Below are 12,742 nucleotides of genomic sequence, written 5' to 3'. Positions count from 1 at the left end.
GAGCTGCTGCGCAAGGCCGGCTACCGAGTCGACGTGGACGCCGCGCTCGATCCCTCGCTGGCATCCGACGCAGCGCCTGCCCGCGGTCGGGGCCCGATCGGCGAGCCCGATGTCGCCTTCGCCGAACATCCGCAGCTCGGCATCGTCGCGGCGATCGACGACCGTGCCTCCGGCCTCACCGGACTTGCCCTGGTGGAGCACGGCTGGCGGCACAACCCGATCCTGGACATCTACACGTTGCCCGTCACCACCGGCCGTGATGAGGCGCTGGGGAAAGTCGCCGGCGCCACACTGGCCCTGCACCGGTCCGGCGTTCAGGTCGCAGTGCACCCGCGCCTCGCTCAGGACGTAGCAGCACGCCCCCGGCCTGCCGCCGCAACGACCGCTTCCCCTGTACGCGGCCAGGACGCCCGCCGTGCGTCTCTGGTCAGCGCCGCCGCGCTCGCCGCCAGCCCGGCCCGCGCCAGCCTCCCCCTGGGCAGGCCACCGGCCCCCGCCCCCGTCACCCCGCCTGCGACGGCCCGGCCGGTCGACCCTCGCATCGCGTTCTCCCGCCCTCGCTGATCCAACTCCCGCAAGGAGACAAATCCATGGCCGTGAAGACCATCTGGTCGATCACCTTCGCTTGCGGTCACCAGGCCGACCGCGATCTGTCCGACCGGGCCGCCGACCGCCGGGCGGGCTTCGCCGAGTGGCTCGCCAAACAGTCGTGCACCGATTGCTGGCGTGCCTCCAAAGAGGACGACGAGCAGGACAAGGCCGCCTGGCTCAAGGCCAAGCGGGCCGAGGAGCAGGCCGGGTCCGAAGCCTGGTCCGAGCAATACCTGATGCCGCCTCTTGAGGGAACCGAGCGGGCCCGCGCCTGGGGTGTGCGCTGTCGCCACCAAGTCCTGGCCGCTGCGTATACCGCCCTGGTCACCGAAGGCGAAACCAGCGAGGCGGAGTGGGAGAGCATCGAGGAGAGCGCTCGTGCCGTCACCTGCGCCGGGTGGTGGATCGAGCAACGCTCTTCCCAGCCGGACGACCTCCCCGAGCTGCTCCAAGCCGCCACCGAGGCCGACCGGCCCAGCGAGAATCCTTATTTCTGACCGTCCGGTGTCCCGCTACGGCGAGGCACTGGTTCGAACGGCGTTTCCAGGCTACTAAGCTCTTCGTCAGGGTGCCGGGCGGGACCTGGCGCATTGCACTCGCCCGAGACGCACGCGATGGCAGTGGATTCCACTATGATCGATCGTCTTGGGACACAGAACAGCGGTTCGAAGGCGCAGGTCGGAGAACCTACCAGGCTGTGACTCACGCTGGGGAGACGCTGGCGGTCAGCTCTGCTGAACTGGTTGGGCGATCTACCGAAAACCTTGCTTCCACCAGCGCGTCTGTGTTCTCCTGGTGCTCGTTCATGTCATGCATTACGGAGGTTGCGCTGTGAGTCAGGGGCACTATGGCGTACCTCTCGAACGCAGTGACCGCCTTGAGCTGCCGTCTCACCCTCACAGCTGCACCACGGAGTCCTTCGAGGACTGGCTGGTGGGCTTTGGTAAGGGGAAACGTCTTGCGGTCGACCTCTTCTCCGGTGCCGGCGGGCTGAGCGCCGGAGTCGAGCGGGCCGGGTGGACCACGGCTGCCGCCGTGGACGCCGACGAGCGTGCACTCGAGACCCACAGAGCGAACTTCCCGGGCCTGAGCCTGCGCATAGATCTTGGTGACCCCGAGGAGCGGGACAGGCTGGAGGCGATCCTGGCGCCTGCAGACATCGACCTCGTAGCGGGAGGCCCCCCGTGTCAGCCCTTCAGCAGAGCTGGGCGCAACAAGATCCGTGACCTCGTGAAGAACCACGGCCGGGACCCGGAGGACCGCCGGAAGGAGCTGTGGAGCGCCTATCTGGACATGGTCAAGCGGATCAGGCCGCGGGTGGTTCTCATGGAGAACGTTCCCGACATGGGGCTTCACGACGACTTCTTCGTGATCCGCACGATCGAGGAGGAGCTCGAGGAGCTCGGTTACGCGACCCAGGTGCGGCTCGTCGACGCGTGGAACTACGGAGTCCCGCAGCACCGGAAGCGCCTCATTCTCCTGGCCAGACGGGATGTCGACGACTTCACCTGGCGCGAGCCAGACCCGCAGCGCACCACGCTGCGTGACGCGATCGGGGACCTCCCGGAGCTGGAGGTCGTCGCCACCGAGCGAGTCGGGCAGCGCAAGCTCACGTACCGCAAGCCCCGCGGGATCTCGGAGTTCGCGGAGGAGATGCGGAAGGGAGCGACACGCGGTGTCATCTGGGACCACATGACCCGACGGGTCCGTTCGGACGACCACCGGATCTTCCAGGTAATGGACTCCTCCACAAAGTACTCCGACCTGCAGGAAAAGCTGGGCGACGACGAGAAGCAGTACCAGCGGTACAGCCCGGACAAGTACACCGACAAGTACAAGAAGCTGGCCTGGAACGAACTCAGCCGAACCATCACGGCGCACATCGCCAAGGACGGCTACTGGTACATCCATCCGGAGCAGTTGCGGACCCTGACCGTGCGCGAGGCCGCGCGCGTACAGACCTTCCCGGACCGTTTCCGGTTCGCAGGTACACGGAGTGACGCGTTTCGGCAGATCGGTAACGCCGTACCGCCGCTGCTGGGCGAGGCTGCCGCAGAGGTACTGAAGCCCGTGGAGGGTTCTGACGACACCCCCGGACTCCAGCCCAGATGGCGAGAGGTCCGGCAGGAGCTCACCGACTGGGCGGAGCGGCGACGCGCCGGCGGGAACTGGTTCCAGCTCCCGAGCGAGGAGCCCGTGCCACTCCACGCCGCAGTCGTGGCCATACTGTCCGGCACCAAGGTGAGGCCGGAGGCCATGGCGGAGATCATGGAGACGGTCAGGAAGTCCAGAACGCTGTCTTCGACACTGTTCGAGAAGCTGATCGACGCGGCACCCACGAAGCCCGCCCGCGCGCGAGTGGACCGTCTGCTGCCACTGGTCGACAAGCCGAACGCCTGGCGGGCGGACCAGAAGCTCAAGGTGCCCGCCAAGCTGTCCATGAAGCCGTCCGAAGAGGCCCTGTACCTGCTGCTGATCGGGGAGGACCTCATGCTCGTCGGCACGGGAAACCTGCGGGTCGCGGCAAGGGTGAACGGAGCCGACGACAGTCACGTGAACCGTCTCAGTGAGGGGCGTGTCAACCTGGTGAAACTGGTGGGTGCCGGAAAGGACGCACCGCTGCGTATGGCAGCGATCCGTCTCATCGGTAGCGACCTGTGCCGGGACACTCAACCCGTCTGCTCGGACTGCCCGCTCGTCGCCCACTGTGCCCGTCGCGGAGAGCTGTCCGACGACCTGCTGACGCTGGCCGTCGCAGGGGAGTGACTCCTCGGTCAGGAGTCGTTGAGCCTCTTGAGTTCCTCGTCGAGGCCGCCGACCCACGCTGGGTCCGGCATGGCGTCGAAGGCACTTCGGTGTTTCACGATCGCCTGTCCCAAGGCGTGGAGAGCAGTCACTGAGCGGCCGTACAGATACCAGCGACCCCGCTGTTGGTCAATGCCACAGTGGGCGAGTTTCACAAGTTCGGTGATCAGCGCGCCGCGCAGTGCGTCGGGAACCACACCCACCATCGGATAGCTGGCGTGGTGGTTGTTGTCGTCTCCCCCGGAACACGAGTAGAAGGTAGCTGTCCGCGCTGCGCTCAGGGCAAGGCTCAGGCCGGCGACTCCGACATCGTTTCCTTGCAGTACGCACATGAGGTCGAAGTACCCCAGGTCGTCACTCTCGAGGATCGCGTCCAGGAACACCTCTACACCGTCAGGTGCGTCCGACGAGGTCGCCTTCTCAAGGACCGCGGCTTCCCTGGCAAGGCACTCCTCTACTTCCGCCCAACTCGGCAGGCCGAGGCAGTGGTAGTCGTGGTGCTCTGTGAATCCGCCGGCCACGTCTGCAGCCGTCAGACCGCTGAGCAGGTCGCTCAGTTCGTGACGGTGGCGGATCTCCACGTCGAATTCGGGAACCATGGAGCAATGATGTCGGACGGGGCTCTCGCGCGGGCGTCGTCGGCGAATTCGGCGGCCGGCGAGGTCCGGAACCCCGGCGTTCCAGAACACGCTGTCGAGGCACACTGTCAAGGGAGTAACTTGAGGGAGCCGTGGTGTTCGTGAGCCGCGGCCATCACTCGTCGAGCGGCGGCGACGGGGTCACGACGGATCTCGCACTCCCAGACACGCACCACGGTCCAACCGGCTGCGGCGGCTTCTGCAGTGTTACGCCTGTCCCGCTCTCTGTTCGCCGCGATCTTCTGCTGCCACAGCGCGGCGTTGGGACCCCGGAACTCGTCGGGACAGTGCTCCGGACAGCCGTGCCAGAAGCAGCCGTCGACGAAGACGGCGACTCGGTACCGAGGGAGCACGAAGTCGGCGGTGCAACGTGGCGCGACCCGGCGCTGAAGACGGAATCGCAGGCCCAGCCGGTGCACGGCCTTCCTGAGAGTTACTTCGGGCCCGGTGTCCCTTGTCCGTCGACCGCGAAGGTGTTCGCTCTTCGTGGTCGAGACCCAATGGCCCGTCGACCGTCTTCCAGCCTCTCTGGCCATGCTCCGATCCCCAGCCTGTTGGCGTCCTTCGGTGGCGAGAGTGCCACACTCTCCCCATGCTCCGTGAACCAGTCGAAGTCGGTGTTGATGACCAGGGACGTGTCGAGCTGCCGCTGGGGCTGCTGGCAGAGGCCGACTCTCGCCGGGGACCGGGCTGGTCGCCTTCAGCGACGGTGACGGGCGCATCGTGCTGAGGCGGGCCGAGGACGCGATCCGGGACCTGGTCGAGAAGGGGACGCTCTGAACCCGTGATATGTCGGGTTCGGGGCGGCGTCGCACCCGAACCCGACGTCTACGGGACGGGATTGAAGCCCAGGCGCAGCGCCTCGTTACGGGTGTGCATCGCTTGGGCCGCATGAGCCTCGGGGATCTCCTGTTCCAGTTCGAGTCGCCTGCCTACGAACTGTGCCAGCTGGCGCTGCCACGGTTCGAGTGCGCGTGTCTCCTTGGCCCAGCGTTCGATCGCGTACCACTCGTCGGCCGGAACCAGCGCCGCCTCCTCGGCTGCTCCCGTTTCGGTTCCGGTACCCCCGGAGAGTGCGGCTTCGTCCAGAGGGCTGTCGAGCAGCTCCGCCGACAGAGCACGTGGCACCGTCCAGCGGACTGTGGAGACCGCGTCCCAGCAGACCGCTTTCTTGGCCCATTCCCCGACGTGGTTCCCCTCCCGGGGGGTCGTGACCGCCCGTATGACCCGAGGGCACAGGTCGTGGATGGCGGCCTCCAGGACAGGAGTGATCGCTTGGTCGCGCCAGATCCGGTCCAGATCGATCCGGCGGTCCGTAGCCAGGGAGAGGCGCGCCGCGGTGTAAGTGGTGATCATGCTCTTGTGGCTGCCGGCCCCCTGGATCGCGGCGATGCGGTCAACGGCCTTGAACAGGATCGCCATGGCGATCACCCTCTGGCAGTACTGGAGGTCCACGCGGGGTGGAGCCTCCTCGATGCGCAGCATGAACTCCACGAAGTTCTTCTGGGCGCCACGGCTGACCAGGTACGGGAGCCGGTGCCAGGAGTGGACGAACTTGGCGAGGTCTGCCTTGGTGAACTTCTGTCTCGTCGGGTTGAGCTTCTTGAACTGGCGCTGGCGCGCGGGAGTCCGGGCCTTGGCCAGCTCGTCCGTGTACTGGCCACGTGCGCGTTCGTAGAACCAGTGGGTCTCCTGACCACTGCCGTCCGCCACCGGGGCCCACAGCGATCGGGTGATCCGCTGAACCTCCACGTGGTAGTCGTGATTGGAGCTGAAGTCGACCTGGGTCACCCGGTTCTGTGTGTTGGAGTACTCCGAGATCTTCGGAACGATCTCGGCGAGGCGGTCAGGGGCCACCTCCGTCAGCTTCATCTGCACCCGCACGTCGGACAGATCGACCTTGTCGCGGGTGAGCGCGTAGTGGAGCGAAGCGGTCGTCTGGCCCCCGTTGACGATCTGCAGACCGTGGATCCCTGAGATGTGGGTGGGCACACCGTTCGGGCCGGTCACGAAGTCGACCTGTGACGCCGTCGCGGTTATCCCGTTGTTGTAAGCCAGGAACCGGCCAGGGGCGTGCAGGAGGGTCTCCCGGATTCCTCTGTTGACCGAGCCGCGGGTCTGGAGGAACGAACGGACGTTCAGCTCCAGGAGCCGTGTGCCGTGCTCTGCGTACAGCTCCGCGAGCATCTGCCCGGGTACCACGGCCAGAGCAACGGAGTGGTCCTCCTCCGAGGAGGGCGCGGAGACGCAGGGAAGAGGCGGGAGGAAGGGAACCACGATGGGCTCACCGAGCGAGCCCGACGTCGCGTGGCGGTGCAGGCGGGCCAGATCCCACACCTCGTGGGTCACCGGAAGGCCGTCAAGCTCCGACGCCGGTACCTCGGTGAAGGTGCCGACACGGTTGCTGAGCAGGAAAAGCCTGATCCGCTGTACCTCGGTGAGCGACTTCTCCACCGCCACGCACATGTCGTACACGTCGAACGACTCGTCGATGTGCTGCTGCAGCCCGTCACCGCACCGGACCGCGAAGGTCAGCAGTCGTCTGAAGAACGCCTCGGTCTGCGCTTTGGTGAGCTTGCTCTCCAGCGGTGCCAGATGGAAGTCCGTGACGAACAGGTCCAGGGACGCGACCGACTCCCCGGTTCCGTAGCCGTGGACCTCATGTCCGTGCGCCTTGTGATAGGCGGTGAAGGTGTTGGACACGACACCGGCTTGCTCGAGGTCTTCGAAGACCTGCCGAGTGAACGCCTCGGGGGTCGTCGTCCCCTCGGCGTCCGCCGTCGCCTGGACGTCGGCGACCAGGCTGCGGGAGAACCCCTCCAGGTCCAGCTCAGGCATCGGTCCCACCGATCAGCTCACGGACCTCGTCGATCTGGGCACGGAAGGCGTCCAGTCCCGAGGTACTCACGTGGTACGAGCAGTCACCGACTCCCTCGGGAAGGTCGGACTCGGTCAGTCTGGGGAAACCCTCCCGCACGTGCCAGAAGCGCAGGTCCCGCACGGTGTACCGGGGCTCGTCGTAGTGGTCCCGGTGCGCCGGCAGGTATCCGGCCTGGATGAGCAGGCCGTCGAACCGGACACGAGCTGCGGAGTTGGTGAGCTGTTGCCGGATGTGCTCGACGCGTCGGTTCAGACTCTCGCCAGAACCTCCCCGCCGCTCGTCCAGCTGTGCGAAGGCGAGAAGCAGGGCCGGGGTGCCGGTGTCATCCAGCTGTCGCTCACTCGCGATCGCGATGTTCCGGGGCCGCTTGGCTGTGCTGGCCTTGGTCTCGATGGCCACGCCCGACAGCTGGAAGTCCTGGTTCGCCCCTGCGGGGCCGGTCCAGGCGTCGACCGCCTCGGACTGGGAGAGCTCCGCGATCAGGGTGTCCCCAAGCAGAAGGAGTTCACCGTACAACCCGCGCCGTGCCTCGACACCGAGGCCGTCCGTCCCAACGGCACGCAACAGGTCCTGCCACCTGCCGAAGCGTGCCACGGCGGCGCCCAGAGCGTCAGCGGCTCCTGACGCCGCCTGGGCGGTGGCGGCCACGTCGGCCACCAGCGGGTTGAACACCTCCCGCAGGGCCTTCTCGGTCAGGATCACCTGCAGCTCGTACTCCAGGCGGGACACCGCGCTCAGGCTCATCTCGATCCCGGCGGCCCGGGGCAGGCGGCCGACCGACCGCACCACGGGATCCGCGGAACGCGCGTCCGTACGGAGTACCAGCATGCGCTGTCGACCTGGGTGGGCGACCGAGAGGAAGATATCGAGGGGGGAGTCCGGGTACATGCGGATACTGGAGCGACCCGGGGTGTCCTGCGGACTCTCCAGCTTCCGCCATTCGTCCTCGGTGACCCCGGTGATCGTCACGCGTCGTCCTCCTCGTCCTTGGTGTAGATGTCCTCCTGCAGCCAGACAGAGTTGGCCTCGTACTCGGTCTTGGACTGGTACTCGGAGTGCGGAAAGCTCAGCTGGAATCCCACGAGCGGCGTCGGCTGGCCGGCCTCGGAGGCGTCCGGCACCGCGATGGGGTAGACGAGCAGCAGCCCCTGGTCGGTGCGCCGCTGTCGTCGGATGTACGGCCCGGCCGGCGTCTTGGGCGTCTCTTTCTCCTTCGCCGCCCGCTCAGCGGCTTTGCGGGCCGCATCCTTCTGGTCGGGGTCGAGGCCGATCATCTCGTCCGGCGGGCTGAGTACCCTGCGGATCGTGTAACGGCCCTCGGCCCTGTACTTGGGGTTGAGCGACCCACGCCTAACGAGGCCGACCGTGTGCCCGGCGATTTCGTGAGGTGGCAGCTCTGACCTCGTGCTGCCGACCAGACAGACCGTCCAACTGCCAAGCTCTCCGACCTTCGTGCACTGATCCACGTACTTGGCGATCAGCCTCGGCCGGACGCGCTGGGCCATACGGTCGGTCTCGTAGGTGCTCAGGAACTCGGAGATGATCTCTGCCGGCACACCGTTCCACCTGACCTTGCCGTTCGGCGTCTCGGCCGGAATTGGCTCGGCAATCGCGTCCATGCGGTGAATGAGCGTTTCCAGGGCCTGGAAGTTGTGCTCGACGGTGCCCTTGGCGAGCTTGAAGATCACGGTTTCCGGCCCCTCACCGGAGTAACTCAGTGTGACCTTCGTGCTGTTCCGCATCTTGTTGCGTGCGGTCACGGTAAGTTTGAGAGAGGAGGACCGCACCTTCAGGCCGAACTGCGTCGGAGTGAGTCCGAGCGTCGCCATCTCCTCGACCTCCCTGCGTAGTTCGTCCGTGGCGGCCGTGACCTCCACGTAGGCGTCCTCGAGGGCCGGCATGGTGTAGAGGCGGCACAGGTCCTCGTAGCCGGGGCGGTACCCGAACCACCGGCCCATCTGCAACAGCGTGTCGTACGTCTTCGACGGCCGCAGGTAGTAGCTGACCGTCAGGCCCTCCAGAGTGAGACCTCGGGAGAGTTTCTGCCCTCCGATGGCGATCACCGAAAGGCCGCTCCTGCGGTTGTCGTAGTAGTCGAGTGCGTCTTTGGAGGAACCGTTCACGGTCTTGACCTGGATCTTCCGAAGAGCCGGAAGGATCTGGTCGGAAACCTGCTCCCAGGTCAGGCGCTCGGCCTGCTCGGGTTCGAAGCAGCCCGTGGTGGGGATGAAGTCCCGCTCCCAGAGGGCGCGGAACTCCTCACGGATCTGCGGCCCCTTTCCGTAGCGATCTCGCATCATGTCCTCGATGAGGTGCCGGTAGTCCAGCACCTGCTCCTGCACCAAGTGCTGGACGGCGGTGAAACGGGTTACGTGCACCAGCATCGAGTTGTGGACCTTCGTCTGCGCCCGGGCCCGGCGAGCGGCGCAGGTGAGCACGAACGAGAGGATCGCTTCACGTAGGGAGTCAGGGAGGTCTCCGGTGGGAGCGTCGCCCGACTTGTGACTGGAGGGGAGCCAGGCGTCACTGTCGTCCACGTGCCGAACGAGCGGGAGGGCCTGAACGTCGGCCTCGTCCTCGTCCTCCACCTGGAGTCCGAAAACCCGCTCGGGACCGAGGTAGTTCGACGGGGACGGCAGGCTGCGGATGAAGCTGGCGGGGAAGAGGTCCTCGCCAGCCTCCGAGTTGTCTGCCTCGGGGTCGATGTAGATGTTGGCGAACGGCGTGGCCGTGTAGCCAACGTAGGCCGACTTGTCGAAGCTCTTCATGAGCTTCCGGATGGCCGCGTTGGTCTTGGTCGGGTCAGCCTCCGGGTCACGCACGGTGTTGATGGAGGCGTTGTCGGCTTCGTCGTCGATGACGAACAGAGGCAGGTCGCTGATGACCTTGGCGCCGTTCTCGTCCTCGACGCCGTGCACGTCCAGCACCCACTGGCGTACGTATTCGAGGATCTTGTAGTGCTTCTTGACGACGAGAACTACGGGGAAGTCCCCAAGGGGAAAGTTGATCGCCTTCGCCGTCGCCAGACCGAAGTCTCCCTTCTCACCGCTGTTGGTGGGTGAGGCGATTTTGAGTTTCTTCACCAACGGCATCCTGCCCACGCCTATGGCGCGAGACCGCCCGTTCTCGTCCGATCGGCTCTGGTTCTGGGTGTCGAAGCCCAAGAGCCCCTCGTCGATCCGTAGCTGTGTCTGGCTTCGGAGGTCGTTGTGGATACCCGCGAGCACCACGATGAAACGGTATCCGGCGTCCACCGCCTTCGCCGTGAGCCCGATGTACTGCCCGGTCTTTCCGGACTGCACCTGGCCGATGACCAGGCCTCTGCGACGCCACGGTCCGGTACGGCGTGGATCCTCCAGCTGGCTCAGTACGTCGTCCGAGCTCTGGTCCAGCCGACGTACGACCCCGGGTGGAAGGCTGACGACGTCCTCGAGGTACCTGCGGTAGCGCTCCCAGAAGTCCCAGTCTCGATCGTTCTTCGCTTCGGGCAGCCAGGGTTCGTGCCCCTCGTGCTCGGTGAGGGCGAGGGAACGCTCCTGGAACACCACTGTCAGGGCCTCGATCTCCTTGACCAGCTGATCCCGGTCAACGGGCGCACCCTGCGCAGCCAGCATGCCGTAGATGCTGTTGACCGCATTGTGGATCTCCTCGGACTTGGGCTGCCGATCCTGGGGCAGGAAACTGAGAACCAGGCGCCTGGCCTTGGCCATCGGGTCGTCGGGAAAGTCGCTCATGTGGAACCTCCGGTCGGGCGAAGTCGGTGACTGAGAGCTTATGGGCGGTCACTGACAACCTGTCACCTACTCCAGAAGCCTTGCAGTTGATCGAAGGGCGGCATGGTCCGAAGACGTTCCTTGGCCGCGGCCGGCGAACGGCCGCCCGTGACCAGGGACTCGTAGATGCGCTGCGCGACCTCGACCGCCGAGTCGTCGGCCGGGCCCGGACCTCCGAACGGTTCCGGATCGTCGCTGCTGTCGGTCTCGTGCATCACCCGCAGCGCGGTGACGGGGATCGTCTCCTCGAGGAGACGGATCAAGGCGCGCACGTCCGTACTGCTGTTTCCACCCGGCCGTATGGCGGCCTGAACCAGCGGGTGGCTACGGTTGATCTTGCAGGTGACCTTGTCCTCGGAGCGGCGTACGAGCCACGCGTACGAGAGAGGGTCGCCGTGAGTACGCGCGGCAACCTGCCCCCGGTACCGGAGCACGTCCGCCGCGGTCGCCCGGGCCTTACGCGCGATGCGGTTGAGATGCGTCCGGAGCGCGACGGGCGGGACGACGCTCGACTTCCTCACGTCGACGCTCCACTCGGCGTCCGTCTCGGCCGGGATGTCGACGGCGATACGTGCAAGGTTGTACTTCTCCTCACGGCGCATCCCACGTTGCCCCAGCCAGTCACCGGCCAGGATCAGTCGGTTACGTCGATACACGTAGAAGCCCTGCTGATCAAGCCACCCTTCAGGGCCGGCAGCCTGGTCGTACTCCTCCGAAGTGAGGCGGTGGGCACCTGGGAGGATGAACGCCTCGACCCTCACCAGACCGCCGCTCAGTGGGAGTTCCTCCGGCTGGAGAGGTTGCACCGACGGGTGGTGACGCAGGAAGGGGTCCCACGGTCTCACCGCGTTGCCTCGGATCCTCAGGTCACGACGCCGGGCACCGGTGAGGAACCGGGCGAAGACCATACCGAGGTGCGACTCGGTGCGCGCCGCCTCGGCGTAGAACTGTCTCTGGGTTCGCTCGTCACCGGTGCTGACGTCGGCGGCGTGGTATCCGTTGAGCCTCCGCCAGAGGACGATCGTGCCGTGGTCGGCATCCCTGCGGAGCCGGTCCAGCACGACAGCGGTGTCGGTGTCCGCGCCGTGGAGCAGCCGCCACTGTCCGGACTGTTCGACGACGTCCAGGTCCCAGGTTCGCGTGTGCCACTGTCCGCCGGCTTTGGACGAACTCACGGTGAGCTGTCTGGCCTGGGAGAACGAGGCGGACTTGAGGCCGACGCCGAACCGACCCAGATCGGTGGCTGACCGTGGAGTCGCGGGACCGCGGGCGGCCACCGTCATGGCGGTGACAAGTTCCTTGACGGTCATGCCCCAGCCATCGTCGACCACCGCCATCCACGAGTCGGCTCCGGCCCAGGTGAACTCCACGTCGATGGTCCGGGCCTCGACCGCGATGCTGTTGTCCACAAGGTCGGCTACGGCGGCCGGCAACGAGTAACCCAGAGAGCTGAGCGAGGCCACCATTCCGGCAGGTTCGGGGGCGGCGATGTCGTACTTCATGTGTGCCCGGCTCTGCTTCCCCAAGACGACGTTCCTCCGGAACGTGACCGTCCCGACGCCTCGGTGAAACCGGGCGGACGCGCTCCCCGACTCAGAGGGACCACTACGTGCGCTCACCCGCTCCGGACAGCACGCCCCACCTGGGACGAATGCTACGGGAGTAACAACACATGTTGACAGGGTTTCACCGGACTCGCGGCGGTGACGGTGGGATGTCCTCAAGCCAGATGGGCGGGGATAAACCGATCCGTCCCAGATGCCGCAAACAGCTCTCTCTGCCGGTTCTTCCTTGGGCTTATGGCCTGCTGCCACCCCTTGGAAGTTCTCGACCACTGCCACGACAGCCGCTCACGAAGCTGACGCAACGGTGTTGCCCCGGGCTCTTACCAGCGGATTCCGGCCAGGCCAAATCGCGGATCCTGTGGATCGTCTTTCTGCCAGCCCGAGCACCGGGTTGCCGTTCGCTACTCCCCCTTCAAGGCAGAGGCCGTGATCGACCACCACCGGCACGCCAGATCCGTAGAGGCATCAACGAGCCCAGCCGCCCCAAGC

At 66.2% G+C, this 12,742-nt stretch carries 9 protein-coding genes; 3 read left to right on the top strand and 6 right to left on the bottom strand.

Going from position 1 to position 12,742, the window contains the following annotated elements; all coding sequences use genetic code 11:
* The first annotated feature begins 33 nt into the window (after positions 1–33).
* From OG245_RS30620 to OG245_RS30610, 3 genes are all read left to right on the top strand, one after another.
* Positions 34–564 carry a hypothetical protein gene (locus tag OG245_RS30620; RefSeq protein WP_371626585.1) on the top strand — a complete coding sequence of 177 codons (531 nt, stop codon included), beginning with the start codon at positions 34–36 and terminating at the stop codon, positions 562–564.
* Between the two features lie 26 nt (positions 565–590).
* Positions 591–1,088: a hypothetical protein gene (locus OG245_RS30615; protein ID WP_371626584.1), complete on the top strand. Its 498-nt coding sequence runs from the start codon at positions 591–593 to the stop codon at positions 1,086–1,088.
* Positions 1,089–1,524: 436 nt separating this feature from the next.
* A complete protein-coding gene (locus OG245_RS30610) occupies positions 1,525–3,357 on the top strand; it encodes a DNA cytosine methyltransferase (protein WP_371626583.1) in 1,833 nt (610 codons plus the stop codon).
* A gap of 8 nt (positions 3,358–3,365) precedes the next feature.
* Here the strand turns inward: OG245_RS30610 and OG245_RS30605 are convergent, their stop codons facing one another.
* From OG245_RS30605 to OG245_RS30580, 6 genes are all read right to left on the bottom strand, one after another.
* Complete coding sequence (locus tag OG245_RS30605) at positions 3,366–3,995, bottom strand: hypothetical protein (RefSeq protein ID WP_371626582.1); 630 nt, start codon at positions 3,993–3,995, stop codon at positions 3,366–3,368.
* Between the two features lie 107 nt (positions 3,996–4,102).
* Entirely contained in the window at positions 4,103–4,570 is a 468-nt protein-coding gene (locus OG245_RS30600; RefSeq protein ID WP_365909981.1) for a very short patch repair endonuclease, read from the bottom strand.
* A 292-nt stretch (positions 4,571–4,862) separates the two neighbouring features.
* Positions 4,863–6,872, bottom strand: coding sequence for an AIPR family protein (locus tag OG245_RS30595; RefSeq protein ID WP_371626581.1), 2,010 nt, complete (start codon positions 6,870–6,872; stop codon positions 4,863–4,865).
* Positions 6,865–7,884 (bottom strand): PD-(D/E)XK motif protein, encoded by a 1,020-nt coding sequence (locus tag OG245_RS30590; protein WP_371626580.1) that lies wholly within the window; start codon positions 7,882–7,884, stop codon positions 6,865–6,867. The genes OG245_RS30595 and OG245_RS30590 overlap by 8 nt, the downstream gene beginning before the upstream one ends.
* Positions 7,881–10,649: a Z1 domain-containing protein gene (locus OG245_RS30585; protein ID WP_371626579.1), complete on the bottom strand. Its 2,769-nt coding sequence runs from the start codon at positions 10,647–10,649 to the stop codon at positions 7,881–7,883. The genes OG245_RS30590 and OG245_RS30585 overlap by 4 nt, the downstream gene beginning before the upstream one ends.
* A 62-nt stretch (positions 10,650–10,711) precedes the next feature.
* Positions 10,712–12,190, bottom strand: coding sequence for an ATP-binding protein (locus tag OG245_RS30580; protein WP_371626578.1), 1,479 nt, complete (start codon positions 12,188–12,190; stop codon positions 10,712–10,714).
* Positions 12,191–12,742 lie beyond the last annotated feature (552 nt).

This window comes from Streptomyces sp. NBC_01116 (genome assembly GCF_041435495.1).
In the GTDB taxonomy this organism is placed as follows: Bacteria; Actinomycetota; Actinomycetes; order Streptomycetales; family Streptomycetaceae; genus Streptomyces.
This window is presented reverse-complemented; position numbering and strand designations above follow the sequence as displayed.

Excerpts from the sequence above, each read along its gene's own strand:
- OG245_RS30615 (WP_371626584.1), top strand. The coding sequence starts at position 591 with ATGGCCGTGAAGACCATCTGGTCGATCACCTTCGCTTGCGGTCACCAG.
- OG245_RS30600 (WP_365909981.1), bottom strand. The coding sequence starts at position 4,570 with ATGGCCAGAGAGGCTGGAAGACGGTCGACGGGCCATTGGGTCTCGACC.
- OG245_RS30605 (WP_371626582.1), bottom strand. The coding sequence starts at position 3,995 with ATGGTTCCCGAATTCGACGTGGAGATCCGCCACCGTCACGAACTGAGC.
- OG245_RS30585 (WP_371626579.1), bottom strand. The coding sequence starts at position 10,649 with ATGAGCGACTTTCCCGACGACCCGATGGCCAAGGCCAGGCGCCTGGTT.
- OG245_RS30595 (WP_371626581.1), bottom strand. The coding sequence starts at position 6,872 with ATGCCTGAGCTGGACCTGGAGGGGTTCTCCCGCAGCCTGGTCGCCGAC.
- OG245_RS30580 (WP_371626578.1), bottom strand. The coding sequence starts at position 12,190 with ATGAAGTACGACATCGCCGCCCCCGAACCTGCCGGAATGGTGGCCTCG.